The following is a 24,794-nucleotide window of genomic DNA, read 5'->3' as shown; positions in this document are numbered from 1 at the left end:
CCCCGGGCGCCGGGCGTCAGCGGATCAGCAGCTCCACGATTCGCTGGAGCAACTGGCCGGTCGACGAGTCTCCGGTGGCGGCGTGCGCCTGGCCCGGTCCGGCGATCAGGAGCAGGAGCGCGGCGAAGGCGACGGCGGGCAGCGCGATGGCCCACCACGGCAGCCGGACATCGACGCTGCTCGCATCCGGCTGGGTGGTCCGGGTGTGCGTAGGGGCCGGCATGTCCGCCTCCGTGGGTGGTCGGTTCTGATACTCAGAACCTACGGATGCGGGGGCGCCGCTCCCATCCGGTGACCCACCCACTTCACCCTGGCCTTGGCCCCCTAGGGGACGGTGGTGCTAGCCCCACCCCCGCCGCCGGCCGGCGTCACGGGGAGGCGATGGAGGCGATGACTCCGACGACGACCGTGATCAGCAGCATCGCCCCGAAGACGAGGAGCAGCTTCTTCTGACCGTTCTGGGGATTCGGATCGAGCACAGGTGACATGGCCCCAGTCTCGCATCTCAGGATTCGTCCTCGATCGTCCGGTCCCGGCCGGCCAGGATGCCCGCGGCCATCTGCGGCACCATGAGGGCGGCCATCAGCGCGATGGGCAGCCCCCAGCCCCCGCTGTGCTGGTAGAGGACGCCGACCAGGAGGGGGCCGGGGATCGAGATCAGGTAGCCGGTGGACTGGGCGAACGCGGACAGCCGGACCACGCCGGCGCCGCTGCGGGCCCGCATGCCGATCATGGTGAGGGCGAGCGGGAAGGCGCAGTTGGAGATGCCCAGGAGCAGCGCCCAGGCCCAGGCGCCGCCGGACGGGGCCAGGTAGAGGCCCGCGTAGCCGGCGAGGCCGCAGGCGCCGAGGACGACGACGATCGGGCCCTGGTTCTTCATCCGGGCGGCGACGCGCGGGATCACGAAGGCGAGCGGGACGCCCATGGCCATGGTGAGCGCGAGCAGGACGCCCGCCGTGCCGGCGGAGACCCCGGCGTCGCGGAAGATCTGGGGCATCCAGCCCATGGTGATGTAGGCGGCGGTGGCCTGGAGGCCGAAGAAGCAGGCGAGGGCCCAGGCGGTGCGGCTGCGGGTGATCCGGAGGGCGGCCGCCTGCGGCCGGTGCGCGGTGGACTGTCCCCCGGCCGCGGGCGTGCCCCGGTCGGCCTCGGACTGTCCCCGGTCACCGGCCCGGTCCCGTACGTGCGGGAGCCAGGGCAGGATCGCGGCGGCGGCCAGGACGGCCCAGATGCCGAGGCCGGCCTTCCAGCTGCCGCCCATGGCGTCGGTCAGGGGCACGGTCACTGCGGCGGCCAGCGAGGTGCCGAGGGCCAGGGCCATGGAGTAGAGCCCGGTCATGGAGCCGACGCGGTCGGGGAACCAGCGCTTGACGATGACCGGCATCAGGACGTTGCTGACGGCGATGCCCATGAGGGCCAGGGCGCTGGCGGCGAGGAAGCCCGCCGTGCCGCCGATCAGGGGCCGGATCACCAGGCCCGCGGCGATGGCGACCATACCCGCGCAGACCACCGCGCCGGGCCCGAAGCGGCGGGCCAGCCGGGGCGCCATGACGCCGAAGACCGCGAAGCACAGCGGCGGTACGGAGGTGAGGACACCGGCCACGCTGCCGCTCATGTGCAGCCCGTCCCGGACCTCTTCGAGGAGGGCGCCGAGGCTGGTGATGGCGGGGCGGAGGTTGAGCGCGGTGAGGACGAGCCCGATCGCCACCAGGCGCAGCGTCCACGGCGAGGTGCCGGTCCGCCGGGCGGGGGCCGCTGGGGTGGTGGGGCTCAGGGTCCCGGTGGCGGTCTGGGGAATGGTTTCGTCGTCACGCATGAGGTCATCATAGAATCATGGGATGATTGGTTGTCCATTCCGTCCACCCACCGAACCCTGAGAAGATCCAGGCCCATGAGAAGTTGCGACCGAGGAGCACCATGGCGCTGACGTCCACGCGGCGTTCGGCACTCGCCGACCAGGTGATTGCCCAGCTGAGGAACCAGATCACCACGGGTGAGTGGCCGGTGGGTTCCCGCATTCCGACCGAGCCCGAGCTGGTCGAGCAGCTGGGGGTGGCCCGTAACACCGTCCGTGAGGCGGTGCGCGCGCTCGCGCACAACGGCCTCCTCGACATCCGGCAGGGCTCGGGCACGTATGTGGTGGCCACCAGCGAGCTGGCCGGCGTGATGCACCGCCGGTTCGCCACCGCCGACCCGCGGCACGTGGCCGAGCTGCGCTCGACGCTGGAGTCGTCGGCCGCCCGCCTGGCCGCCGCCCGGCGCACCGAGCGCGATCTGAAGCAGCTGGACGCGCTCATGCGGCGCCGGGAGGAGACCTGGGCGGCGGGGGACGCCGAGGCGTTCGTGGCCGCCGACGCCACCCTGCACCTGGCCGTGGTCGCCGCCTCCCACAACGACGTGCTGACCGGCCTGTACGCCGACCTGGGCGATCTGCTGCGGGACTACCTGCGGGTCGACGTCGGCCGTGAGCTGCGGCCGGAGAACCACATGGACCACGGCCGGCTGGTCGAGGCGATCCGCGCGGGCGACGCCGAGACGGCGGCGGCCGAGGCGGCCGCCCACGCGCTGACCTGCCTGGCGGACCGGGGCCGGACGGGCGTCTAAGGACCTGTCTTCGAACTGCCGTCTGCCGGGCGACGCCACACACGCACTCTCGCCGCACCGGTCCCAGACCCCGGTACGTCCAGTACAGGGGCCCGGGGCCGGCACGCCGAGGAGTGGGGTCTCCCCTGTTCGAGCGGAGCCGAGAACTCGGGGACGCGCCTGACGCCGCCCGGCCGCCCTTCGGGCGACGACGGCAGTGTGAAGACCGGCCCTCAGGCACTCGTCGCGTGGGTGATCCACACCGCGGCGACTTCCTTCCAGCAGCGGTCGTCCAGCCGTACGGTCCGGCCCGGTCCGATCTCGACCGGCGCCGAGTCCGCGTCGATGTCCCACCACCGGGCGCACTCGGTGTGCAGCTGGACCCGGTCGGCCGAGGGGTACGGATTGTGGCAGTACGCGACGACCCGGGAACCGTGGACGGCCGTACGGCACTCGGCGCCGGAGGGTTCGGGGCTGGGGGCGGGGGGTGCGGCGGCGCCGGCGGCACCCACGTGACCGGCCGCGTACAGGCCGGCCGGGACGAGGAGCGCGGCGACGGCCGCGCCGGACGCCAGCAGGGACCGGGTTCGGCGATGTGTGCGACGCACAGCGATCTCCTCCCCGCCTGACCAGAAGTCCGGTTAGAAGTCCGGTTCCTCCACATTCTGCGGTGGATCGGCCGGCTTTTCGACCTGAGCGCCCCCAGCCCGTACCGGGCACGGAAACGGCCGCGCACCGCCTCCGGGGAGGCGGTGCGCGGCCGGTGCGTACGTCGGAGCGGTCAGGCGCCCATCATGTGCACGCCGCTGTCGACGTGGATGATCTCGCCGGTCGTCCGCGGGAAGAAGTCCGAGAGCAGCGCGACGATGCCGCGGCCGGCCGGCTCCGGGTCCTTCATGTCCCAGGCGAGCGGCGCGCGGGTGTTCCACACGTCGGCGAGCCCGTCGAAGCCCGGGATGGACTTCGCGGCCATGGAGCCGAGCGGTCCGGCCGAGATCAGGTTGCAGCGGATGCCGTCCGGGCCCAGGTCACGGGCGAGGTAGCGGGAGGTGGCCTCCAGCGCGGCCTTGGCCGGGCCCATCCAGTCGTACTGCGGCCAGGCGAACTGGGCGTCGAAGGTGAGGCCGACGATCGAGCCGCCCTCGCTCATCAGCGGCTTGCACGCCATGGCGAGCGACTTCAGCGAGAACGCCGAGACGTGCATCGCCGTGGAGACCGACTCGAACGGGGTGTTCAGGAAGTTGCCGCCGAGCGCGTCCTGCGGCGCGAAGCCGATGGAGTGCACGACACCGTCCAGCGAGCCCAGCTCGTCGCGCACCAGGCCGGCGAGGCGGTCCAGGTGCTCGGCGTTGGTCACGTCCAGCTCGATGACCTTGGCCGGCTTGGGCAGCTTCCTGGCGATGCGCTCGGTCAGCGTGGGCCGGGGGAACGCGGTCAGAATGACCTCGGCGCCCTGCTCCTGGGCCACCTTGGCGGCGTGGAACGCGATGGACGACTCCATCAGCACCCCGGTGATGAGGATGCGCTTGCCGTCGAGAATTCCGCTCATGGTGATCAGTGACCCATGCCCAATCCGCCGTCAACGGGAATGACGGCTCCAGTGATGTACGACGCGTCGTCGGAGGTGAGGAAGCGCACCGCCGCGGCGATCTCCTCGGGCTGCGCGTAACGCGCCAGCGGCACCTGGGACAGGATGCCCTTGCGCTGCTCATCGGTGAGCACCTGCGTCATCTCGGTGTCGACGAAGCCGGGCGCGACGACGTTGAAGGTGATGTTGCGCGAACCGAGCTCGCGCGCCAGCGACCTGGCGAAGCCGACCAGACCGGCCTTGGACGCGGCGTAGTTGGCCTGGCCGGCCGAGCCGAGGAGGCCGACGACCGAGGAGATGAGGACCACGCGGCCCTTCTTGGCGCGCAGCATGCCGCGGTTGGCGCGCTTGACGACCCGGAAGGTGCCGGTGAGGTTGGTGTCGAGGACGGACGTGAAGTCGTCCTCGGACATCCGCATCAGCAACTGGTCCTTGGTGATACCGGCGTTGGCGACCAGCACCTCCACGTTGCCGTGCTTCTCCTCGATCTCCTTGTAGGCCTGCTCCACCTGTTCCGTGTCGGTGATGTCGCAACGGACCGCGAGAACACCGGCATCGGTGAGCGCCACGGGTGGCTCGCCGGAACGGTAGGTGATCGCGACCTTGTCGCCGTTGTCGGCGAAAGCGCGGGCGATGGCGAGGCCGATGCCCCGGTTTCCTCCGGTGACGAGAACCGAGCGGCTCAACGGATCACCCTTTCGATAGCGGTCTGGTACCTCGAAAACCTATCGGTACCGCCCGCGCCGCGGGGAATCGCCCCCTGACAGGGCCTCCCCCCGGTCACTGTGGGGTTCCTACAGTCGCGCGCCCGGTCCCGCCCGGAGAATTGGGCCGCGTCACGGCATGGGCCGTGCTTCACTGCCTCGTAAACGATCCGAGGGTATGACCGCGAAGGAGAGGCCGCCCGTGCCCCATGAGGTAGATCAGTCGTTCCTGGCGCTCCCGCTACGGGCCCTCGCCGACGCGGCGCTGGCCCGCGCGCGGGCGCTCGGGGCGACGCACGCCGATTTCCGCTTCGAGCGGGTGCGCAGCGCCACCTGGCGGCTGCGGGACGCCCGGCCCGCCGGGGGCTCCGACACCACGGACCTCGGGTACGCGGTGCGGGTCGTGCACGGCGGGGCCTGGGGGTTCGCCTCCGGCGTCGATCTGACGATGGACGCCGCGGCGAGAGTGGCCTCGCAGGCGGTCGCGATGGCGAAGCTGTCGGCGAAGGTGATCGCGGCGGCGGGCTCCGACGAGAGGGTGGAGCTGGCGGACGAGCCGTCGCACGGGGAGCGGAGCTGGGTCTCGGCGTACGAGGTCGACCCCTTCGACGTACCCGCCGAGGAGAAGGCGGGACTGCTCGCCGAGTGGAGCGCGCGGCTGCTGGCGGCCGAGGGCGTGGCGCATGTGGACGCCTCACTGATGACCGTCCACGAGAACAAGTTCTACGCGGACACCGCGGGCACGGTCACCACGCAGCAGCGCGTCCGGCTGCATCCGCAGTTCAGCGCGGTGGCCGTGGACGCGGCGACCGGTGAGTTCGACTCGATGCGCACCATCGCACCGCCGGCCGGGCGCGGCTGGGAGTACCTGACCGGGACCGGCTGGGACTGGGACGCGGAGCTGGAGCGCATCCCGGGGCTGCTCGCCGAGAAGATGCGGGCGCCGAGCGTCGAGGCGGGGACGTACGACCTGGTCGTGGACCCGTCCAACCTGTGGCTGACCATCCACGAGTCGATCGGCCACGCCACCGAGCTGGACCGGGCGCTCGGTTACGAGGCGGCGTACGCGGGGACCTCGTTCGCCACGTTCGACCAGCTGGGGAAGCTGGCGTACGGCTCGCCCGTGATGAACGTGACGGGTGACCGCACCGCCGAGCACGGGCTCGCGACGATCGGCTACGACGACGAGGGCGTCGAGGCGCAGTCCTGGGACCTGATCAAGGACGGGACGCTGGTGGGCTACCAGCTGGACCGCAGGATCGCGAAGCTGACGGGCCTGGGCCGGTCCAACGGGTGCGCGTACGCGGACTCGCCGGGCCACGTCCCCGTGCAGCGCATGGCGAACGTGTCGCTCCGGCCGGACCCGGGCGGGCTGTCCACGGAGGACCTGATCGGCGGGGTCGAGCGCGGGATCTACGTGGTCGGGGACCGGTCGTGGTCCATCGACATGCAGCGGTACAACTTCCAGTTCACCGGGCAGCGGTTCTTCCGCATCGAGAACGGCAGGCTCGCCGGACAGCTGCGCGATGTCGCCTACCAGGCGACGACGACGGACTTCTGGGGCTCGATGGAGAAGGTCGGAGGCCCGCAGACGTACGTCCTGGGCGGCGCCTTCAACTGCGGCAAGGCCCAGCCGGGCCAGGTCGCGGCCGTCTCGCACGGCTGCCCCTCCGCCCTCTTCCGAGGCGTGAACATTCTCAATACGACGCAGGAGGCCGGGCGATGAGCCGCGACCACGGGACCGGCTGGGGGTCCGGGGGTCGTCCCCCGGCAGAGCACAGCCTCAATACGACGCAGGAGGCCGGGCGATGAGCCGCGTCAGCAAGCCGTACGAGATCGTCGAGCGCGCGCTCGACCTGTCCACCGCCGACGGCTGTGTGGTCATCGCGGACGAGGAGTCGTCGGCCAATCTGCGCTGGGCCGGCAACGCGCTGACCACCAACGGGGTGACCCGGGGCCGCACGCTGACCGTCATCGCCACGGTCGACGGCGCCGAGGGCACCGCGTCCGGTGTGGTGTCCCGGTCCGCCGTCACCGACGCCGACCTGGAACCGCTGGTGCGGGCCGCGGAGGCCGCCGCGCGCGGCGCCGGACCGGCCGAGGACGCGCAGCCGCTGGTCAGCGGGGTGCCCGCGTCGCCCGACTTCACGGACGCGCCGGCCGAGACGGACTCGGACGTGTTCGCCGCGTTCGCCCCGGCACTCGGCGACGCCTTCGCCCGCGCCCGCTCCGGTGGGCGCGAGCTGTACGGCTTCGCGCACCACGAGATGACCTCCACCTACCTCGGCACGTCCACCGGGCTGCGGCTGCGCCACGACCAGCCGAACGGCACGCTTGAGCTGAACGCCAAGTCGCCCGACCGCTCCCGTTCGGCCTGGGCGGGCCGCTCCACGCGGGACTTCAAGGACGTCGACCCGGCCGAGCTGGACACGGAGCTGGCGCGCCGCCTGAGCTGGGCCGAGCGCCGCATCGAGCTGCCCGCCGGCCGGTACGAGACGCTGCTGCCGCCGACCGCTGTCGCGGACCTGCTGATCTACCAGCTCTGGTCCTCCACGGCCCGGGACGCCGCCGAGGGCCGGACGGTGTTCTCCAAGCCGGGCGGCGGCACCCGGCTCGGCGAGACGCTGTCCCCCCTGCCGCTGACCCTGCGCAGCGACCCGCACGCCCCCGGGCTGGAGTCGGCGCCCTTCGTCATCGCCCACTCCTCCGGGGACGGCGCCTCGGTCTTCGACAACGGGCTGCCGCTGGCCAGGACCGACTGGATCGGTGACGGCCGCCTGGAGCAGCTGACGACGACCCGGCACACCGCGGGCCTGACCGGGCTGCCGCTCGCCCCGGCGGTCGACAACCTGATCCTGGAGGGCGGCGGCGAGCAGTCGCTGGAGGAGATGGTCGCCGCGACGAGCGGCCCGGCGCTGCTGCTGACCTGCCTCTGGTACATCCGCGAGGTGGACCCGGCGACGCTGCTGCTGACCGGGCTGACCCGGGACGGGGTCTATCTCGTCGAGAACGGCGAGGTGACCGGCGAGGTGAACAACTTCCGCTTCAACGAGTCCCCGGTCGGCCTGCTGTCCCGGGCCACGGAGGCGGGCCGCACCGAGAAGACGCTGCCGCGCGAGTGGGGCGACTGGTTCACCCGGGCCGCGATGCCCGCCCTGCGCATCCCGGACTTCAACATGAGCTCGGTCAGCCGGGGGGTGTGACCCGCCTAGACTGACTGACGCATAAAACCTGACCAGTCTTGATAAGGAGCACGGAACCGTGACGGACATCGTCGACGAGCTGAAGTGGCGCGGGCTGTTCGCCCAGTCCACCGACGAGGACGCATTGCGCAAGGCTCTCGCGGACGGTCCGGTCACGTTCTATTGCGGCTACGACCCCACCGCGGCGAGTCTGCACGTCGGCCACCTGGTGCAGGTGCTCACCATGCGCCGGCTCCAGCGGGCCGGTCTGCGGCCGCTCGCCCTGGTGGGCGGGGCCACCGGCCAGATCGGTGACCCCCGGCCGACCGCCGAGCGCACGCTGAACGATCCGGAGACGGTCGCCCAGTGGGTGACCCGGCTGCGCTCGCAGATCGAGCCGTTCCTGTCCTTCGAGGGCGAGAACGCCGCGGTCATGGTGAACAACCTGGACTGGACCGCGGGCATGTCCGCGATCGAGTTCCTGCGGGATATCGGCAAGCACTTCCGGGTCAACAAGATGCTGACCAAGGACTCCATCGCCCGGCGGCTGGAGTCCGACGAGGGCATCAGCTACACCGAGTTCAGCTACCAGCTGCTCCAGAGCATGGACTTCCTGGAGCTGTACCGCCGCTACGGCTGCACGCTCCAGCAGGGCGGCAGCGACCAGTGGGGCAACCTCACCGCCGGTCTCGACCTGATCCACCGCCTGGAGCCGGGCGCCGAGGTCCACGCGCTGGCGACCCCGCTGATGACGAAGGCGGACGGCACCAAGTTCGGCAAGTCGGAGGGCGGGGCCGTCTGGCTCGACGCGGAGATGACGACGCCGTACGCGTTCTACCAGTTCTGGCTGAACGTGGACGACCGGGACATCTCGCGCTACATGCGCATCCTCAGCTTCCGGACCCCGGCCGAGCTGGAGGAGCTGGAGAAGGTCACCGAGGAGCGCCCGCAGGCGCGGACGGCGCAGCGCGCGCTGGCCGAGGAGCTGACGACGCTGGTGCACGGGGCGGACCAGTGCGCCGCGGTCGTCGCCGCGTCGAAGGCCCTGTTCGGCCAGGGCGAGCTGGGTGAGCTGGACGAGGCGACGCTGAGCGCCGCCCTGTCCGAGGTACCGCACGCCCGGGTCACCGAGCTGGGCCCGCTGGTCGACCTGCTGGTGGAGGTCGGGCTCGCGCCGAGCAAGTCGGGGGCGCGGCGCACGGTCAAGGAGGGCGGCGCGTACGTGAACAACGTGAAGGTCCTCGACGGCGAGGCGGCGCCGGCCCGCGAGGAGCTGCTGCACGGGCGCTGGCTGGTGCTTCGCCGGGGCAAGAAGAACCTCGCGGCGATCGAGGTCGCGGCCGGCTGAACCCCGGGCGCGCCCTCCAGGCGTACGACGCGGGCCGGAGGCCCTCAGGAGCATGCTCCTGAGGGCCTCCGGCGTATGCCGTGACGGCCCTGGCCGGCGCACCGCGCACTCATGCGCCCGGGTACCTATCATTTTGGTAGCCGACAAACCATCCCTGACCGGACGAATCGCAGGGGAAGGCCGGCTCGACCGAGGCGCCCTTTGAACCAGACGAAGGAGTCGGTACAAGTGAAGGCTGCGCGCTACTACGACCGCGGAGACATTCGTATCGAGGACATCGCGGAGCCCACGGTCCAACCGGGGACGGTGGGCATCGACGTCGCGTACTGCGGGATCTGCGGTACCGACCTGCACGAGTATCTCGACGGGCCGATCTTCGTCCCGCCGGCCGGTCATCCACATCCGGTGTCGGGCGAGTCCGCCCCCGTGACACTCGGCCACGAGATGTCCGGCGTCGTGTACGCGGTGGGCGAGGGGGTGGAGGACCTGAAGCCGGGTGACCGCGTCGTGGTGGAGCCCTACATCCTGCGGCCCGAGGTCGACACCGGGCCGGACAACTCCGCCTACCACCTCTCACCCGACATGAACTTCATCGGGCTGGCCGGCCATGGCGGCGGGCTCGCGGAGAAGATCGTCGTCGAGCGCCGCTGGGTGCACCCGGTCGGGGACATTCCGCTGGACGAGGCCGCTCTCATCGAGCCGCTCGCTGTCGCGTACCACGCGTTCGAGCGCTCCGGCGCGAAGGCGGGCGACTTCGCGCTCGTCGGCGGGGCGGGGCCCATCGGGCTGCTGACCTGTGCGGTGCTGAAGGCCATGGATGTCGAGGTCGCGGTCACCGAGCTGAGCCGGCTGCGCCGGCAGAAGGCCCTGGACGCCGGGGTCGCCGACCATGTCATCGACCCCGCGGTCTCGGACGTCGCGGCGGAGGTACGCCGCCTCACGGACGGCAGGGGCGCGGATGTGGCGTTCGAAGCGACGTCGGTCAACGTCGTCCTCGACACCCTGTTCGACGCCGTCCGGCCGGGTGCCGTCATCACCGTCATCTCGATCTGGGGCAAGCCGGCCTCGCTCGACATGCAGAAGCTCGTCCTCAAGGAGGTCGACCTGCGCGGCACGATCGCCTACGTCAACTCGCATCCGAAGACCATCGAGCTGGTGCGGGAGGGCCGTGTCGATCTGAAGCCGTTCATCACCGGGACCATCGGGCTGGACGGTCTCGTATCCGAGGGCTTCGACACCCTGATCCACCACAACGAGACGGCGGTCAAGGTCCTGGTGGACCCCCGTTCCTGACGGCCGGCCCCGCCTCACGGCCGAAGACCTCCTGGGCATCGCCCAGGAGGTCTTCGGCATCGGTGAGTGCCGTCGGCGCATCCGGGATTCCTTCCGGACGCGCGGTTCAGGTCCGCTGTTTGGTGCCTCGCAGCGAGGCCCACAACATGTCGCCGACTCCGACCACCACCACCGCTCCGATCAGCTGGAGCACATGGCGCGTCCAGTCGATGCCCTTGGTGTCGTTGACACCGATCCAGGTGGCGACAGCATTTCCGAGGACGCTGCCGATCATGCCGAAGATGATCGTCAGCCAGAGTGGGATCTGCTGCTTGCCGGGGAGGATCGCCTTCGCGATCAGACCGAGCACCAGGCCCACGATGATTGCCCACAACCAGCCCATGCTGCCTCCTTGAGCGACGCGGTGCCGCGCATGTCCCGCCCAGTCTCGGCGCCGGGCCGGGGTGCCGCATGCCGGGCGGAGCCGAACGGGTATCGCGGCCGGGTGGCGGAATGTACGGATACGGCGCGCCCCGGTCTCGAACGCGCCGGGTGCCGGGCGTAGCGTGGGAGCGGCCGGTCCGGGTCCGGGGAAGGTTGGTGGGGACGTGGTGCGCAAGCAGAGCGGTGCGGAGGTCTTCCGGATCACGGGAGCCCGGCAGGGGCTCGCGGACGACGTGCGCGGCAGGCAGCGGCGCTACGTGATCTCGATGTCCGTGCGGACGGTGTCGGTGGTGGCGGCCGCGCTCCTGTGGAACGTGGAGCGGCACATCGCGTTCGTGGCGCTCGGGCTCGGGGTCCTGCTGCCGTACGTCGCGGTCGTCATCGCCAACGCCGGCCGTGAGAACACCCCCGCGCTGCCGTCGACCTTCGTGCTGCCGGCTCCGGCCCGTCCGGCGCTGGACGCCGCTCCGGCGGCGGGTACCGGGCCCGCCTCACCGCAGTCCGGACGCTCCTTCCGGTCTCCGGATGCGCAGGAGCACGACTGAGGCCACGGTGGGCCCAAGCTCAAGAAAAGCTCAGATCAATCATGAAGTTCCAGTGCACCGCGGCGGGGTGTGCGTGACATACTTTGTACGCGCTCCGCATCCCCCGTCGGAGCGATGGACCGACGCCGGGCAGCTCCCCCCGTGGCTGCCCGGCGTCGCCATTTCTCCGGCCTCTCACCGGCAGGGCCCGTGTCGGCACCCTCTAGGGTTGAGTCCGTGAACTCCCCCGATTCCGCCGCGTTCCCCGGCTCCCCCGCACCGTCCGATGCCGCCCCCGTCTGTTCGGCCAAGGGCTGCCGGGCCGCCGCCGTATGGGTGCTGGCCTGGAACAATCCGAAGCTGCACACGCCGGAGCGCCGCAAGACCTGGCTGGCCTGCGACGAGCACCGGGAGCACCTGTCCTCGTTCCTGGACGTGCGGGGTTTCCTCAAGGACGTGGTGACGCTGGCGGAGTGGGAGTCGAGGCCCCCGTCCGCGTAACCGGGCGGGCTCAGCCGCCGATCGCGGACATCGGGCGGTCGGGCTGGAGGAAGCTCGGGTCGTCAAGGCCGGATCCGGCCTTCTTGCCCCACATGGCGAGCTGCCAGAGCCTGGCGATCTCCTCGTCGGGCGCCTCCGAGCGCAGCGCGGCGCGCAGATCGGTCTCCTCGCGGGCGAACAGGCAGGTGCGCACCTGTCCGTCGGCGGTGAGCCGGGTGCGGTCGCAGGCCCGGCAGAACGGGCGGGTGACGGAGGCGATGACGCCGACCCGGTGCGGTCCGCCGTCGACGGTCCAGCGCTCGGCGGGGGCGGAGCCGCGGTCGGCGTCGCCCTCGGGGGCGAGGTCGAAGCGGGTGCGCAGCGAGCGGAGGATGTCGCCCGCGGTGATCATGCCTTCGCGCTTCCAGCCGTGCTGGGCGTCGAGCGGCATCTGCTCGATGAAGCGGAGCTCGTAGCCGTGTTCCACGGCCCAGGCGAGCAGGTCGGGGGCCTCGTCGTCGTTGAGCCCCGGCATCAGGACGCTGTTGACCTTGACGGGGGTGAGCCCGGCCTCGTGGGCGGCTTCCAGGCCCGCCAGCACGTCGTGGTGCCGGTCGCGGCGGGTGAGGGTCTTGAAGACGTCGGGGCGCAGCGTGTCGAGGGAGACGTTGACCCGGTCGAGTCCGGCGCCCTTGAGCGCGGCGGCGGTCCGCTTCAGCCCGATGCCGTTGGTGGTGAGGGACATCCTGGGGCGGGGTTCGAGGGCCGCGCAGCGCTGGACGATGGAGACGAGTCCGGGGCGCAGCAGCGGCTCGCCGCCGGTGAAGCGGACGTCGGTGACGCCGAGCCGGGTGACGGCGATGCGGATGAGCCGGACGATCTCGTCGTCGCTGAGCAGGTCGGGCTTGGCGAGCCACTGCAGGCCCTCTTCCGGCATGCAGTAGGTGCAGCGCAGATTGCAGCGGTCGGTGAGCGAGACGCGCAGGTCGGTGGCGACCCGGTCGTAGGTGTCGATGAGCATGGTGGGCCCCCTCCCCCGGTGACTTCCCGGTCGCGGTAGCTGACTCCTTCGAGCCTACGCGAGACCGGTGACGGCGCAGGGGGACCGTTTGCCACGAGGTGCGGCGAGGCCGCGTCGTAGGACTCTACGACGCGGCCTCGTACGGCGGGGTCCGCACCCGGTGAACTTCTGCTCTCAGTGGGCGCCGATGCCGGTGAGGGACTTGACCTCCAGCTCGGCGTACTTGCCCTTGTCGGGCTCCTCCTTGGAGAGGAGGGAGCCGATCCAGCCGAGCAGGAAGCCGAGCGGGATGGAGATCAGGCCGGGGTTCTCCAGCGGGAACCAGGCGAAGTCGACGCCCTTGAACATCGAGGTCTTCTCGTTGCCGGAGACGACCGGCGAGAAGAGCACCAGGATCACGGAGGAGGCCAGGCCGCCGTAGATCGACCACAGCGCGCCCTGGGTGGTGAAGCGCTTCCAGAAGAGGCTGTAGAGGAGCGTCGGCAGGTTGGCGGACGCGGCGACGGCGAAGGCGAGGGCGACCAGGCCGGCGACGTTCATGTCGCGGGCGAAGGCGCCGAGGACGATCGCGGCGGCGCCGATGAAGACGGTGGCCCAGCGGGCGGCCCTCATCTCCTCCTTCTCGGTGGCCTTCCCCTTGCGGATGACGTTGGCGTAGATGTCGTGGGCGAAGGACGACGAGGAGGCGAGGGTCAGTCCCGCGACGACGGCGAGGATGGTGGCGAAGGCGACGGCGGAGATGACGGCGAGCAGGACGGCGCCGCCTGTGGTGCCGACCCCGCCGAGGTATTCGGCGAGCTGCGGGGCGGCCGCGTTGCCCGCGGGGTTCTTCGCCTTGATCTCGTCCGGCCCGATGAGGGCTGCGGCGCCGAACCCGAGGGCGATCGTCATCAGGTAGAACGCGCCGATGATGCCGATCGCCCAGTTGACCGACTTCCGGGCGGCCTTGGCGGTCGGCACCGTGTAGAAGCGGATCAGGATGTGCGGCAGGCCCGCGGTGCCCAGGACCAGGGCGATGCCGAGGGAGAGGAAGTCGAGCTTCGAGGTGCCGGTGGCGCCGTACTTCAGGCCGGGCTCCAGGAACGAGGCGCCGTGGCCGCTCTTCTCGGCGGCGGTGCCCAGCAGGTCGGAGACGTTGAAGTTGAACTTCCACAGCACCATGAAGGTCATCAGGATGGCGCCGGCGATGAGCAGTACGGCCTTGACCATCTGCACCCAGGTGGTGCCCTTCATGCCGCCGATGGTGACGTAGACGATCATCAGTACGCCGACCAGCGCAACGATGAGGATCTTTCCGGCGTCGCTGGTGATTCCGAGGAGCAGCGAGACCAGGACGCCCGCTCCCGCCATCTGCGCCAGCAGGTAGAAGATCGATACGACGATGGTGGAGACGCCCGCCGCGGTGCGGACCGGGCGCTGGCGCATCCGGTAGGCGAGGACGTCGCCCATGGTGTAGCGGCCGGAGTTGCGCAGGGGTTCGGCGACCAGCAGCAGCGCCACCAGCCAGGCGACGAGGAAGCCGATGGAGTAGAGGAAGCCGTCGTAGCCGAAGAGGGCGATGGCGCCGGCGATGCCGAGGAAGGACGCGGCGGACATGTAGTCGCCGGAGACCGCGAGGCCGTTCTGGAAGGCGGTGAACTGGCGGCCGCCCGCGTAGAAGTCGGAGGCGCTGCGGGTCTGGCGGCCGGCCCAGACGGTGATGCCGAGGGTGGCCGCGACGAAGACCGCGAAGAGCGTGATGATCAGCGGCCGGTGCTCGGTGGCCGACGCGGCGAGGGTCACGGTGGCGTGGGAGTGGTACGCGGCGCTCATGCGTCGGCCTCCATACGGGACTTGATGGCCTCGGCCTTCGGGTCGAGCTTCGCGTTGGCGTGCCGCGAGTAGAACCAGGCGATGAGGAAGGTGGTGAGGAACTGGGCGAGGCCGAAGACGAAGGCCACGTTGATGTTGCTGAACACCTTGGTGCCCATGAAGCCGCCCGCGTAGTTGGAGAGCAGCACGTACAGCAGGTACCAGAGGACGAAGGCGATGGTCAGCGGGAAGGCGAAGGAGCGGTAGGAGCGGCGCAGTTCGCCGAATTCCGCACTGCCTTGCTCCGCGAGGAACGCCTCGGTCGTGGGCTGGGCAGGGCTGTTCTCCGTACTGCCCTCGGGCGGCGGTGCATCGGTAGCCACGGATTCTCCTCGCGACGCGGGTGCGGTGGTGGGGACGGTGGATTTCACTGTGAACCTCGTGATCGGGGGTGGTGGTGCGCTTCCCCTGACAACGGCACGCGGCGCGAGGCGAAGCGGTTCACCACGGCGCGCGCCTTCTCCGGATCACTCCTTCGGGCGCTTCGCCGGGCACGTGTTCGCAGGATTCGATTGATGTGCCGGGATGAACGGCGATAGCTTCACTCGTCATGTACGCGACCGGACACGGCCCGTGTCCGGTCGACTGGCACGGATGATGTGGAGACCCCATGGCTCATCTGGGATCCAGGCGGACGCGCGCACTGACGCTGCCCGTCGGATTGGCCCTCACCGCCTCGCTCGGCTTCCTGCCGACGGGCGCCGCCTCCGCCGCGACGGCGACGGCACCGGCGGACGGCCCGAAGCTTTCGTACGTGGTCAACACGCAGGGCGGTGCCGGCACCGCCGGGCAGGTGCGCGAGGCGATAGAGCGGGCCGGCGGCACGGTGGTGACCGCCTACGACCGGATCGGTGTCATCGTCGTCCACTCGCGGAACCCGGACTTCGCGAAGACGGTCCGCCGGGTCAGAGGCGTCCTGTCGGCGGGCGCCACCCGTACCAACCCGATCGTGCCGCAGGCCACCAAGGACATCGGGGTGGACCAGCCGCTGACGGCCGAGCAGGAGCGGGCCGCGGCGGCGAAGGCGACAGCCGGCCAGGACCCCATGGAGCCGCTCCAGTGGGACCTGCCCGCCATCAAGGCGGACAAGGCGCACCAGAAGTCGCTGGGCAGCCGGAAGGTGACGGTCGCGGTCATCGACACCGGGGTCGACGACACGCACCCGGACCTCGCGCCGAACTTCGACCGGGCGGCCTCCGCGAACTGTGTGTCGGGCACCCCGGACACGACGGAGGGCGCCTGGCGTCCGAAGGCCGGCGAGAGCGACCACGGCACCCATGTGGCGGGCACCATCGCGGCGGCGAAGAACGGCGTCGGCGTGACGGGCGTGGCGCCGGGCGTGAAGGTCGCCGGCATCAAGGTGGGCAACCCGGACGGCTTCTTCTACACCGAGGCCGTCGTCTGCGGCTTCGTCTGGGCGGCCGAGCACGGCGTGGACGTGACGAACAACAGCTATTACACCGACCCGTGGATGTACAACTGCAAGGACGACCCCGACCAGGGCGCCCTGGTCGAGGCCGTCGCGCGGGCCACCCGGTACGCCGAGCGCAGGGGCGCGGTCAACGTCGCCGCCGCGGGCAACTCCGCCGAGGACCTGGCGGCGGACACCGTCGAGGACTCGACCAGCCCGAACGACACCACCACGGCCGACCGGACCGTCGACCCGAAGCAGTGCCCCGACATCCCGACGATGCTGCCGGGCGTGGTGACGGTCTCGGCGACGGGCGCGAAGGGCCTGAAGGCCTCGTACTCGAACTACGGGAACGGGGTCATCGACGTGGCGGCGCCCGGCGGGGACTCGACGGTCTACCAGACGCCACAGCCGCCGGCGACGAGCGGTCTGATCCTCTCGACGCTGCCGGGCGGCGCGTACGGCTACAAGGCCGGTACGTCGATGGCGTCCCCGCATGTCGCGGGCGTCGTGGCGCTGATCAAGTCGAAGCACCCGTACGCGTCGCCCGCCGTGGTCAAGGCGCTGCTGACGCTGGAGGCGGACGCGAAGGCGTGCGGCGCGCCGTACGACATCGACGGTGACGGCGAGGTCGACGCGGTCTGCGAGGGCGGCAGGAACCACAACGGCTTCTACGGGGCCGGTGTGGTGGACGCGCTGGACGCCGTGCGCTGGTGACGCCGGGGTCCGGGGGCGCGCGTGACGCCGCCCCCGGACCGCCGGATCACGGGGTGCGGGTGGAACCGAAGGCCGCCGTGAGGGCCGCGGTCTCACGGCGCTCCTCCCTGCGCCGCAGCCCCGCCACGACACCCAGGCACCCCATGGCGGCGGCGCCCGCGGTCGCGGTCACCGCGACCGCGGCGAGCGGTGCGGGGGTCAGCAGGAGCAGCGCCGTCAGGGCGGCGGACGCCCAGCCGGTCAGTACGGCGCCGGCCGCCGCCCGCCGGGAGCGCGGGCGGTCCGGGCCCGCCCGCAGGTCGACGCAGGCCGGCAGGTACCAGACGTTGCCCGCCAGGCAGACGGCGGTGATTCCCAGTGCCAGAACACCGTGGGACATGGGACGGCACTCTCCTCAGGACGGCCGCGGGGACGGCGGTTCAGTGCGGGGCGGCGGGGATGGTCCCGGCGATCTCCGGGTGATGCAGGTCGAACGCCGGGGACTCGCTGCGGATGCGGGGCAGTGACGTGAAGTTGTGCCGGGGCGGCGGGCACGACGTGGCCCACTCCAGCGAGCGGCCGTACCCCCAGGGGTCGTCGGCCTCCACCTTCCTGCCGTACTGGGAGGTCTTCCAGACGTTGTAGAAGAAGGGCAGGAACGACAGGCCCAGCAGGAACGAGCCGACGGTGGACACGGTGTTGAGGGCGGTGAAGCCGTCGGCGGCGAGGTAGTCGGCGTAACGGCGGGGCATTCCCTCGGCACCCAGCCAGTGCTGTACGAGGAAGGTGAGGTGGAATCCGGCGGTCAGCACCCAGAAGGTGATTTTCCCGAGGCGTTCGTCGAGCATCTTCCCGGTGAACTTGGGCCACCAGAAATGGAATCCGGCGAACATCGCGTACACCACCGTGCCGAAGAGCGTGTAGTGGAAGTGGGCGACCACGAAGTAGGAGTCGGAGACGTGGAAATCCAGCGGTGGTGACGCCAGGATGACACCGGTCAGGCCACCGAAGAGGAAGGTGACCAGGAATCCGGTGGCCCACAGCATCGGCGTCTCGAAGGACAGCGATCCCTTCCACATCGTGCCGATCCAGTTGAAGAACTTCACTCCGGTCGGCACGGCGATCAGGAACGTCATGAAGGCGAAAAAGGGCAGCAGCACCCCACCGGTCACGTACATGTGGTGCGCCCATACGGTGACGGAGAGACCGGCTATGGATATCGTCGCGGCGATCAGTCCGACATAGCCGAACATCGGCTTCCGGGAGAAGACCGGAACGACCTCGGAGACGATGCCGAAGAAGGGCAGGGCGAGGACGTAGACCTCCGGATGGCCGAAGAACCAGAAGAGGTGCTGCCACAGCAGCGCGCCCCCGTTGGCCGGGTCGAAGATGTGCGAACCGAATTTTCGGTCCATCTCCAGCGCGAACAGCGCAGCGGCGAGGACCGGGAACACCAGCAGGATGAGCAGCGCGGTCAGCAGCACGTTCCAGGTGAAGATCGGCATGCGGAACATGGTCATTCCGGGGGCACGCATGCAGATGATGGTGGTGATGAAATTGACCGCCCCGAGAATGGACCCGAAGCCGGACAGCGCCACACCCATGATCCACATGTCCGCGCCGGCGCCAGGGGAATGCGTGGCGTCGGAGAGCGGGGCGTAGGCGAACCAGCCGAAGTCCGCCGCTCCCTGCGGTGTGAGAAATCCACCCGCGGCGATCAGCGAACCGAACAGGAACAGCCAGAAGGCCAGCATGTTCAGGCGCGGGAAAGCCACGTCCGGTGCGCCGATCTGGAGCGGCATCAGCCAGTTGGCGAACCCGGTGAACAGAGGCATCGCGAACAGCAGCAGCATGACCGAACCGTGCATGGTGAATGCCTGGTTGAACTGCTCGTTGGAAACGATCTGCGTGCCGGGCCTGGCGAGTTCGGCGCGCATGACCAGTGCCATCACACCGCCGATCAGGAAGAACGCGAAAGCGGTGACGAGATAGAGGCTGCCGATCTGCTTGTGGTCGGTCGTGGTGAGCCACGAGACGACGAGGCGTCCGCGCGAGGGCCGGCCCGAGCGGTCGCGCGGCGCCGGCGGTTCGGCCCCGGCCGGCCGGAGCCCGGGGTGCGGGCCGTCGGGGGGCTTGGGGCCCTGTGCGGGAGCGGCCTTGCCACCCTGCGATTCCGTTGCGTCCACCGGACCGTGTCCTCCAGCTCGTGCGGTTCTCCGAGCGCGTCCCCGTCCCGCCGTCCCGGGCGGGACGGCGGGACGGGGACGCGGCCGGGAAGGCCGATTTCATGCGGGGGACAGAGCCGGCCTTCCCGGCCGCACCATGCTGGCCGCGGCGCAGGGCGGTCTCCAGGGGCCGAGGGGCACCGCGGGGCCGGGCCGGGGGACACCTTCGGCGGGGGCCGGGGGGCACCCTCGGCCGGGGCCGGTCGGCCCTGGCGCGGGCGCGGCGGGGGCGGCGCGGGCGACGAGCGGGGGCGGTCCCGGCGCGGGCGGGGCGGGCAACGAGCGGGGGCGGTCCCCGTGCGGGAGGCCTACGGCGGCCTGCCCAGCCCCTGCGGGGGACGCCTTCGGTGGTCGCCCGCAGGGCCCGCGACAGCGCGTGCGTCGGCCCCCGCCGCCGGGCCGCGCCCGCGGCGGCTGCCGTAAACTGACCGCCCGTGGACCGGTCCCAGCTCCGCTGTGAGCCGGTGAGCGATGACCCGGCCTACGGCATACGGACCCAGAGAGCGGCGCCCCGATGACAGACGCAGAGTCCCCGGCGCCCCAAGCCCCCTCCTGCCCCGTCACGGGCCACGGCGCCGGGGACTCCGGTCCCGGAAGCCGGCCGCGGCCCAGCCCGCCGGACCGGATGCGCGGCCTGCTGGACGCCGTGATGAGCCTGGGGCGCGGCCTGGAGCTGCAAGAGGTACTGCGGGGCATCGTGGAGGCCTCGGTGACCCTGACCGACGCGGAGTACGGGGCGCTCGGCATCGTCGGCGACGGGCAGACGCTGCTGGAGTTCCTGACCGTCGGCATGCCGGACGAACTGACCGCGCGGATCGGGCAGACGCCGTGCGGGCGCGGCATCCTCGGCGAGCTCATCCACCACCCGCAACCGCTGCGGCTCGCCGATCTGAGCAGTCACCCGCACAGCTACGGCTTCCCGCCCCACCACCCGCCGATGCACAGCTTCCTCGGCGTCCCGGTGCGGGTGCGCGACGAGGTGTTCGGCAACCTGTACCTCACCGAGAAGCGGGGCGGGCGGAGCTTCGACGCGGACGACGAGGCGTTGCTGACCACCCTGTCGATCGCGGCCGGGGTCGCCATCGACAACGCCCGGATGTACGAGGAGAGCCGCCGCCGGGAACAACGCCTGGAGGCGCTGGGCGAGATCACCCGTGCCCTGCTCTCGGGTACGGACGCCGACGAGGTGCTGCACCTGGTCGCGGAGCGGGCGATGGAGGTCGCGGGCGCCGACCGGGCCGCCGTCCTGCTGCCCCCGTCGCCGCCGGGTGCACCGGCCCCGGCGGCCTTCGACGCCCGTCTCACCGTCGCCGTCGCCCACGGCCGTGACGCCGGCCGGGTGCGGGGCCTGTCCGTACCGGCGCACGGGTCGCTGGCCGGGCTCGCGGCCCGTACCGGGACGCCGGTGCACTGTGCCGATGTGCGAACGGATCCGCGTGCGCACCCGTTCGGCGACGGGGCCGAGGAGGGCCTGGGCCCGGTGGTCGCGGTGCCGCTGCGGGTGGGCACCGGGGCCATGGGCGCGCTGCGGCTGGGGCGCCCGGTGGGCCGTCCGCCGTTCGACGACACCGAGGTCGCCCTCGTGTCCGGTTTCGCCGACCAGGCGGCCATCGCGCTCGAACTGGCCCGCGGGCGGGCGGAGTCCGAGGAGCTCGCCGTCATGCACGACCGCGACCGGATCGCCCGCGATCTGCACGACCTGGCGATCCAGCGCCTCTTCGCGACCGGGATGACGCTCCAGAGCACCACCCGGGCCATCGCGGACCGCCCGGAGGCCGCCGAACGCGTCAGCCGCGCGGTCGACGACCTGGACACCACGATACGGATCGTCCGGTCGACCATCTTCGACCTGCGGACGACGGACGGGTCGGGCCGCGGCGGGCTGCGGCACCGGATCGCGGAGACCGCCCGTACGGCGGCCCGCGCGCTCGGTTTCCGTCCCTCCGTGCAGATCGAGGGACCGGTGGACTCCGTGGTCCCGGACGAACTGGCGGAGCACGTCGTGGCGGTCGCCGCCGAAGCGGTGTCCAACGCGTCCCGCCACGCACGCGCGAGCCGTATCGACATCGTGCTGTCCGCCGGCGACTCGGTGACGCTGACCGTCACGGACGACGGGACCGGGATCGGGGCCGCGACCGGGACCGACGACCGCGGCGCCGCGGCCGGGACCGGGGCGGAGCGCGGCGGCGGGCTGGCCAACATGCGCAAGCGGGCCGAGCTGTGCGACGGCACCCTGGCCGTCGAGCAGCCGGCCGGTGGGGGCACCCGGATCGTCTGGCGCGCCCCGCTCGACTGACTCTGCTCGACCGGTCCCGCTCGGCCGGCCCCACTCGACGGACCCCGCCCGGCCGGCCCCGCCCCGCCGGACCCCGGGCGCTGACCGACCCCGCCCGGCCGACCCCGCCGGTCAGCGCCCGGGGTCCGGCGGTCGCGCCTGGCGTTCCCGGATCCGGCCGGCGAGCATCGCGGCCTGGATGCGGCGGCCGACGCCCAGTTTGGCGAGGATCGCGGAGATGCGGTTCTTGACCGTCTTCTCGGCGAGGAAGAGGCGCTCGGCGATCTCCCGGTTGGTGAGCCCCTCACCGATGAGGTCCAGGATCTGCCGCTCCCGGGGGGTGAGCCGGTCCAGCTCCGACGCCTCGGCGGCGGGCGGCTGCTGGGGTCCCCGCAGCCGGGCCATCACGCGGGCGGTCGTCCGCGGGTCCAGCATGGAGGTGCCGGACGCCACGGTGTGCACGGCGGCGACCAGACCGGCCCCGTTGATCTGCTTCAGCACATAACCGGCCGCCCCGGCCATGATGGCGTCGAACAGCGCCTCGTCGTCGTCGAACGACGTCAGCATCAGACAGGCCAGTCCGGGCATCCGGGCCCGCAGTTCCCTGCACACCTCGATGCCGGCGTGGTCCCCGTCCCGGTCGTCGCCGAGCCGTACGTCCAGCACGGCGACCTGGGGCGCGACCGCCGGTACGCGGGCCAGCGCCTCCCGGGCGTCGGAGGCCTCGCCGACGACCCGGATGCCGTCGTCGGCCTCCAGCAGATCGCGTACACCGCGCCGTACGACCTCGTGGTCGTCGAGGATGAAGACGCGTACCGGCGAGGCGGAACCGGACGGGGGCGTACTGCTCGGGGGCTGGGCGGGATCGTCGTTCACACCATGCTCGATCGGTCGGGGTTCGGGGTGGACCGGAACCAGTATGTGGGCGCTCGCGGACGGGGCGGCGGTGGGGTTCCGCGGCACGGTCGGCCGCTGTGCGGAAGGGGCCGAAAGGCCCTGTGACCAGGGCCGGTCAGCAGGCGGCACGCGGTGCCATACTGGCGCCGCCCCGCAGGTCCCCACGTCACGGCCGGCCCTGCGCGGCCGAGACCCGCCCCGCCGGCCCGGCCGCCCGGCGCGGCGAGCGTGCCGCGCGGTGCCGCAGCCGTCGCCGTACGCCCGCCGGGAAGTCCCCCACCGTGCTGTCCCGAGGAGTCACCTGCCCATGAACACCCCGAGCGAGGACTATCACGCACTGCTCGCGCGGCACGACGCGATGCGGCTGCGACGACGCATTCTGCTGCCGGAGGGAAGTTCCGGCGGGCGTACCGCCGCCCCGCAGACGTACGACGGGACGGCCGACCAGTTGCTCGTCGAGGAGTTCCTGCCTCTGGTGGGCCCGTTGGACGAGCTGATCGCGGATCTGTACCGGGCGCTGTTCGACCGGCATCCGTATCTGCGGTCGCTGTTCCCGGAGTCGATGGCGTTCCAGCAGGCCCATCTGGCCGTCGCCTTCCGGTATCTGATCGGCAATCTGCACCGTACGGACGCGGTGGCCGAGCGCTTCACGCAGCTGGGCCGCGACCACCGCAAGCTCGGTGTGCGCCCGGCGCACTTCGCCGCGTTCGAAGCGGCGCTCGTCGAGGCGCTGCGGGCGCGTGCGGGGGTCCGGTGGAACGGTGTGCTGGAGGACGCCTGGCTGCGGATGCTGCGGCTGGCGGTGTCCTCGATGGTCCGGGGCGAGAATGACGCGATCGCCGAACCCTCCAGCTGGGAGGCGACGGTGACGGCGCACGAGCTGCGCGCGCCCGGCCTCGCGGTCCTGCGGGTACGGCCGCAGCAGCCCTATCCCTTCCGGGCGGGACAGTACGCCTCGCTGGAGACACCGCTGCTGGAGCAGGCCTGGCGTCCGTACTACCTGGCGCGGGCCCCCCACCAGGACGGCGAACTCGAATTCCATGTACGAGCCCGTCGGGCCGGCGGGGTGAGCGACGCGCTGGCGCACGGGACGAGGGCGGGCGACACGCTCCGGCTCGGTGCTCCCCGCGGCCTGCTGACGCTCCCCGGTGACGCTCCGGCCTCCGACATCCTGCTGATCGCCTCCGGTACGGGCTGGGCCCCGATGAAGGCGCTGCTCCAGGAGATCGACGCCCTGTCACCGGGCCGCACGCGGGTGCGGCTGCTGCTGGAGACCGGTCCGCCGGAGGAGTCCGGGGCGGCCCCGTACGACACGGCGTATCTGGAGACGTTCCGGCGCGGGCGGCCGTGGCTGACCGTCCTGCCGACGCACCCGGAGGTCCACGGCGCGGGAGGCGCCCTGCGGGTCCTGGACGAGGTGCTCCGGCCGCTCCCCGGGAGCGCCGTCCCTCCGCACGCCTTCCTGGCCCTGGCCCCCGAGACGCCGGCGGCCGGACCGGCTCCGGCCCTCACGGCCGCACTGGCCGCCGCCGGGGTGCCGGTGGCGCGGGTCCATCAGGACGCCTCCGGGATCGCGGACGTCACAGAAGCGTCTGCCGGTGCGGCCAGAACCGGGTGCCTGCCGGTGTGAGGATCATCAGGCACCAGGTCACCGGCACCACGGTGGTCACCAGCAGCCGTCCGAACCCCCGCCGCGCCCCGCGGTCCGGACGCCCGCCGGCGTCGGGCGCGTCCCTCGCCGTGGCCGTCCCCGGCCCGCGCTCCGCCACCGTCACGCCCGCACCCGTGCGGAGCCCTCGGGCCAGACGATCTCGACCCGGATTCCCCGCGCACGGGCGAAGGCGACCAGATGCGCGGTGGCGTCCCGGCCGTCGGAGTGCGAACCGTCCCACACGGCGAACACGGTCCGGCTCTCCTCGACCAGGCGTTCGTCGGCGCCGACACAGGCATCCCGGTCGGCCGCGTCGAAGGCCAGGAGCCGTACCTGTTCGGCCAGGACGAGCAGTTCGCCCGTGGCCCGCCGGTCCCGCTCGGGCAGGGGTCCGGGCACCACGCCCTGGGCCGGCAGCAGGACGGCCAGCTTCCGGCCGGCCTCCCGGGCGGCCCGCCCGACCACCAGGGGCAGCCCGGCTCCGGCCCGTACGAAGGCCGCCGCGCCCTCCGCGAGACGTTCCAGCCGCGCTCTCAGCTCGGCCTCCACCAGTTCCAGGGTCCTGTTGCTGAGGTCCCTGTGCCCGACGACCGCGATCACCGCGTTCCCCTCCCGCGCGTCTGCGTCCCGCCCGTCCGGCGG

At 71.8% G+C, this 24,794-nt stretch carries 24 protein-coding genes; 10 read left to right on the top strand and 14 right to left on the bottom strand.

Annotated elements, in window-relative coordinates:
- Positions 1 to 16: 16 nt before the first annotated feature.
- The 3 genes from B082_RS0118830 to B082_RS0118820 form a co-directional block, all read right to left on the bottom strand.
- Positions 17 to 223 (bottom strand): hypothetical protein, encoded by a 207-nt coding sequence (locus B082_RS0118830; protein ID WP_018553372.1) that lies wholly within the window; start codon positions 221 to 223, stop codon positions 17 to 19.
- A gap of 145 nt (positions 224 to 368) precedes the next feature.
- Entirely contained in the window at positions 369 to 479 is a 111-nt protein-coding gene (locus B082_RS40265) for an SGM_5486 family transporter-associated protein (protein ID WP_018553371.1), read from the bottom strand.
- 26 nt (positions 480 to 505) lie between these two features.
- Positions 506 to 1,816, bottom strand: a complete 1,311-nt coding sequence (locus B082_RS0118820) for a CynX/NimT family MFS transporter (protein ID WP_018553370.1) — start codon at positions 1,814 to 1,816, stop codon at positions 506 to 508.
- 101 nt (positions 1,817 to 1,917) lie between these two features.
- Between B082_RS0118820 and B082_RS0118815 the strand changes: the two genes are divergently transcribed.
- Complete coding sequence (locus B082_RS0118815) at positions 1,918 to 2,604, top strand: FadR/GntR family transcriptional regulator (protein WP_018553369.1); 687 nt, start codon at positions 1,918 to 1,920, stop codon at positions 2,602 to 2,604.
- Positions 2,605 to 2,816: 212 nt separating this feature from the next.
- Here the strand turns inward: B082_RS0118815 and B082_RS0118810 are convergent, their stop codons facing one another.
- From B082_RS0118810 to fabG, 3 genes are all read right to left on the bottom strand, one after another.
- A complete protein-coding gene (locus tag B082_RS0118810) occupies positions 2,817 to 3,191 on the bottom strand; it encodes a hypothetical protein (RefSeq protein ID WP_018553368.1) in 375 nt (124 codons plus the stop codon).
- 173 nt (positions 3,192 to 3,364) lie between these two features.
- Positions 3,365 to 4,132, bottom strand: a complete 768-nt coding sequence (gene fabI, locus B082_RS0118805; RefSeq protein WP_018553367.1) for an enoyl-ACP reductase FabI — start codon at positions 4,130 to 4,132, stop codon at positions 3,365 to 3,367.
- A gap of 5 nt (positions 4,133 to 4,137) precedes the next feature.
- Entirely contained in the window at positions 4,138 to 4,857 is a 720-nt protein-coding gene (gene fabG / locus B082_RS0118800; protein ID WP_018553366.1) for a 3-oxoacyl-[acyl-carrier-protein] reductase, read from the bottom strand.
- 220 nt (positions 4,858 to 5,077) lie between these two features.
- On the opposite strand from fabG, the gene B082_RS0118795 reads away from it, so the two are divergent.
- The 4 genes from B082_RS0118795 (at position 5,078) to B082_RS0118780 (ending at position 10,698) form a co-directional block, all read left to right on the top strand.
- Positions 5,078 to 6,601 (top strand): TldD/PmbA family protein, encoded by a 1,524-nt coding sequence (locus B082_RS0118795; RefSeq protein ID WP_026249937.1) that lies wholly within the window; start codon positions 5,078 to 5,080, stop codon positions 6,599 to 6,601.
- A gap of 82 nt (positions 6,602 to 6,683) precedes the next feature.
- Positions 6,684 to 8,078 carry a metallopeptidase TldD-related protein gene (locus B082_RS0118790; RefSeq protein ID WP_018553364.1) on the top strand — a complete coding sequence of 465 codons (1,395 nt, stop codon included), beginning with the start codon at positions 6,684 to 6,686 and terminating at the stop codon, positions 8,076 to 8,078.
- Between the two features lie 58 nt (positions 8,079 to 8,136).
- The gene (tyrS, locus tag B082_RS0118785; RefSeq protein ID WP_018553363.1) at positions 8,137 to 9,405 is read left to right on the top strand and encodes a tyrosine--tRNA ligase; all 1,269 of its coding nucleotides are present in this window, start codon (positions 8,137 to 8,139) and stop codon (positions 9,403 to 9,405) included.
- Positions 9,406 to 9,633: 228 nt separating this feature from the next.
- Positions 9,634 to 10,698 (top strand): 2,3-butanediol dehydrogenase, encoded by a 1,065-nt coding sequence (locus B082_RS0118780; RefSeq protein WP_018553362.1) that lies wholly within the window; start codon positions 9,634 to 9,636, stop codon positions 10,696 to 10,698.
- 106 nt (positions 10,699 to 10,804) lie between these two features.
- Here the strand turns inward: B082_RS0118780 and B082_RS0118775 are convergent, their stop codons facing one another.
- Entirely contained in the window at positions 10,805 to 11,080 is a 276-nt protein-coding gene (locus B082_RS0118775) for a GlsB/YeaQ/YmgE family stress response membrane protein (RefSeq protein ID WP_018553361.1), read from the bottom strand.
- A gap of 205 nt (positions 11,081 to 11,285) precedes the next feature.
- On the opposite strand from B082_RS0118775, the gene B082_RS0118770 reads away from it, so the two are divergent.
- On the top strand, positions 11,286 to 11,666 hold the full coding sequence (locus B082_RS0118770; protein ID WP_018553360.1) for a DUF3099 domain-containing protein: 381 nt from the start codon (positions 11,286 to 11,288) through the stop codon (positions 11,664 to 11,666).
- A gap of 216 nt (positions 11,667 to 11,882) precedes the next feature.
- Positions 11,883 to 12,146, top strand: coding sequence for a hypothetical protein (locus B082_RS0118765; protein ID WP_018553359.1), 264 nt, complete (start codon positions 11,883 to 11,885; stop codon positions 12,144 to 12,146).
- A gap of 10 nt (positions 12,147 to 12,156) precedes the next feature.
- Here B082_RS0118765 and moaA read toward each other — a convergent pair whose 3' ends face one another.
- From moaA to B082_RS0118750, 3 genes are all read right to left on the bottom strand, one after another.
- Positions 12,157 to 13,146 carry a GTP 3',8-cyclase MoaA gene (gene moaA, locus B082_RS0118760; protein ID WP_018553358.1) on the bottom strand — a complete coding sequence of 330 codons (990 nt, stop codon included), beginning with the start codon at positions 13,144 to 13,146 and terminating at the stop codon, positions 12,157 to 12,159.
- A 174-nt stretch (positions 13,147 to 13,320) separates the two neighbouring features.
- Positions 13,321 to 14,958 (bottom strand): cation acetate symporter, encoded by a 1,638-nt coding sequence (locus tag B082_RS0118755; protein ID WP_018553357.1) that lies wholly within the window; start codon positions 14,956 to 14,958, stop codon positions 13,321 to 13,323.
- Positions 14,955 to 15,320 carry a DUF485 domain-containing protein gene (locus tag B082_RS0118750; RefSeq protein ID WP_018553356.1) on the bottom strand — a complete coding sequence of 122 codons (366 nt, stop codon included), beginning with the start codon at positions 15,318 to 15,320 and terminating at the stop codon, positions 14,955 to 14,957. The genes B082_RS0118755 and B082_RS0118750 overlap by 4 nt, the downstream gene beginning before the upstream one ends.
- 287 nt (positions 15,321 to 15,607) lie before the next feature.
- Here B082_RS0118750 and B082_RS0118745 point away from each other — a divergent pair, with 287 nt between their 5' ends.
- Positions 15,608 to 17,125 (top strand): S8 family peptidase, encoded by a 1,518-nt coding sequence (locus tag B082_RS0118745; protein ID WP_018553355.1) that lies wholly within the window; start codon positions 15,608 to 15,610, stop codon positions 17,123 to 17,125.
- Between the two features lie 46 nt (positions 17,126 to 17,171).
- On the opposite strand, the gene B082_RS0118740 is transcribed toward B082_RS0118745, so the two are convergent.
- Both B082_RS0118740 and ctaD read right to left on the bottom strand, forming a co-directional pair.
- The gene (locus B082_RS0118740) at positions 17,172 to 17,504 is read right to left on the bottom strand and encodes a hypothetical protein (protein WP_018553354.1); all 333 of its coding nucleotides are present in this window, start codon (positions 17,502 to 17,504) and stop codon (positions 17,172 to 17,174) included.
- Between the two features lie 40 nt (positions 17,505 to 17,544).
- Positions 17,545 to 19,290, bottom strand: a complete 1,746-nt coding sequence (ctaD, locus tag B082_RS0118735) for a cytochrome c oxidase subunit I (RefSeq protein ID WP_018553353.1) — start codon at positions 19,288 to 19,290, stop codon at positions 17,545 to 17,547.
- A gap of 664 nt (positions 19,291 to 19,954) precedes the next feature.
- Between ctaD and B082_RS0118730 the strand changes: the two genes are divergently transcribed.
- Complete coding sequence (locus B082_RS0118730) at positions 19,955 to 21,625, top strand: GAF domain-containing protein (RefSeq protein ID WP_018553352.1); 1,671 nt, start codon at positions 19,955 to 19,957, stop codon at positions 21,623 to 21,625.
- A gap of 111 nt (positions 21,626 to 21,736) precedes the next feature.
- Here the strand turns inward: B082_RS0118730 and B082_RS0118725 are convergent, their stop codons facing one another.
- Entirely contained in the window at positions 21,737 to 22,480 is a 744-nt protein-coding gene (locus B082_RS0118725; protein ID WP_018553351.1) for a response regulator, read from the bottom strand.
- Positions 22,481 to 22,808: 328 nt separating this feature from the next.
- Between B082_RS0118725 and B082_RS0118720 the strand changes: the two genes are divergently transcribed.
- The gene (locus B082_RS0118720) at positions 22,809 to 24,131 is read left to right on the top strand and encodes a globin domain-containing protein (protein ID WP_018553350.1); all 1,323 of its coding nucleotides are present in this window, start codon (positions 22,809 to 22,811) and stop codon (positions 24,129 to 24,131) included.
- Positions 24,132 to 24,272: 141 nt separating this feature from the next.
- On the opposite strand, the gene B082_RS0118710 is transcribed toward B082_RS0118720, so the two are convergent.
- On the bottom strand, positions 24,273 to 24,752 hold the full coding sequence (locus tag B082_RS0118710; protein ID WP_018553349.1) for a hypothetical protein: 480 nt from the start codon (positions 24,750 to 24,752) through the stop codon (positions 24,273 to 24,275).
- Between the last annotated feature and the right edge of the window lie 42 nt (positions 24,753 to 24,794).

The sequence above is a fragment of the Streptomyces sp. ATexAB-D23 genome (genome assembly GCF_000373645.1).
Classification (GTDB): Bacteria; Actinomycetota; Actinomycetes; order Streptomycetales; family Streptomycetaceae; genus Streptomyces; species Streptomyces castrisilvae.
The sequence above is the reverse complement of the archived record's forward strand: the minus strand, read 5'-3'. Positions and strand labels throughout refer to the sequence as shown.

Coding starts and splice junctions, on each gene's coding strand:
- B082_RS0118830 (WP_018553372.1), bottom strand. CDS start 223: ATGCCGGCCCCTACGCACACCCGGACCACCCAGCCGGATGCGAGCAGC.
- B082_RS0118820 (WP_018553370.1), bottom strand. CDS start 1,816: ATGCGTGACGACGAAACCATTCCCCAGACCGCCACCGGGACCCTGAGC.
- B082_RS0118815 (WP_018553369.1), top strand. CDS start 1,918: ATGGCGCTGACGTCCACGCGGCGTTCGGCACTCGCCGACCAGGTGATT.
- fabI (WP_018553367.1), bottom strand. CDS start 4,132: ATGAGCGGAATTCTCGACGGCAAGCGCATCCTCATCACCGGGGTGCTG.
- B082_RS0118790 (WP_018553364.1), top strand. CDS start 6,684: ATGAGCCGCGTCAGCAAGCCGTACGAGATCGTCGAGCGCGCGCTCGAC.
- B082_RS0118775 (WP_018553361.1), bottom strand. CDS start 11,080: ATGGGCTGGTTGTGGGCAATCATCGTGGGCCTGGTGCTCGGTCTGATC.
- moaA (WP_018553358.1), bottom strand. CDS start 13,146: ATGCTCATCGACACCTACGACCGGGTCGCCACCGACCTGCGCGTCTCG.
- B082_RS0118755 (WP_018553357.1), bottom strand. CDS start 14,958: ATGAGCGCCGCGTACCACTCCCACGCCACCGTGACCCTCGCCGCGTCG.
- B082_RS0118745 (WP_018553355.1), top strand. CDS start 15,608: ATGGCTCATCTGGGATCCAGGCGGACGCGCGCACTGACGCTGCCCGTC.
- B082_RS0118740 (WP_018553354.1), bottom strand. CDS start 17,504: ATGTCCCACGGTGTTCTGGCACTGGGAATCACCGCCGTCTGCCTGGCG.
- B082_RS0118730 (WP_018553352.1), top strand. CDS start 19,955: ATGCGCGGCCTGCTGGACGCCGTGATGAGCCTGGGGCGCGGCCTGGAG.
- B082_RS0118720 (WP_018553350.1), top strand. CDS start 22,809: ATGAACACCCCGAGCGAGGACTATCACGCACTGCTCGCGCGGCACGAC.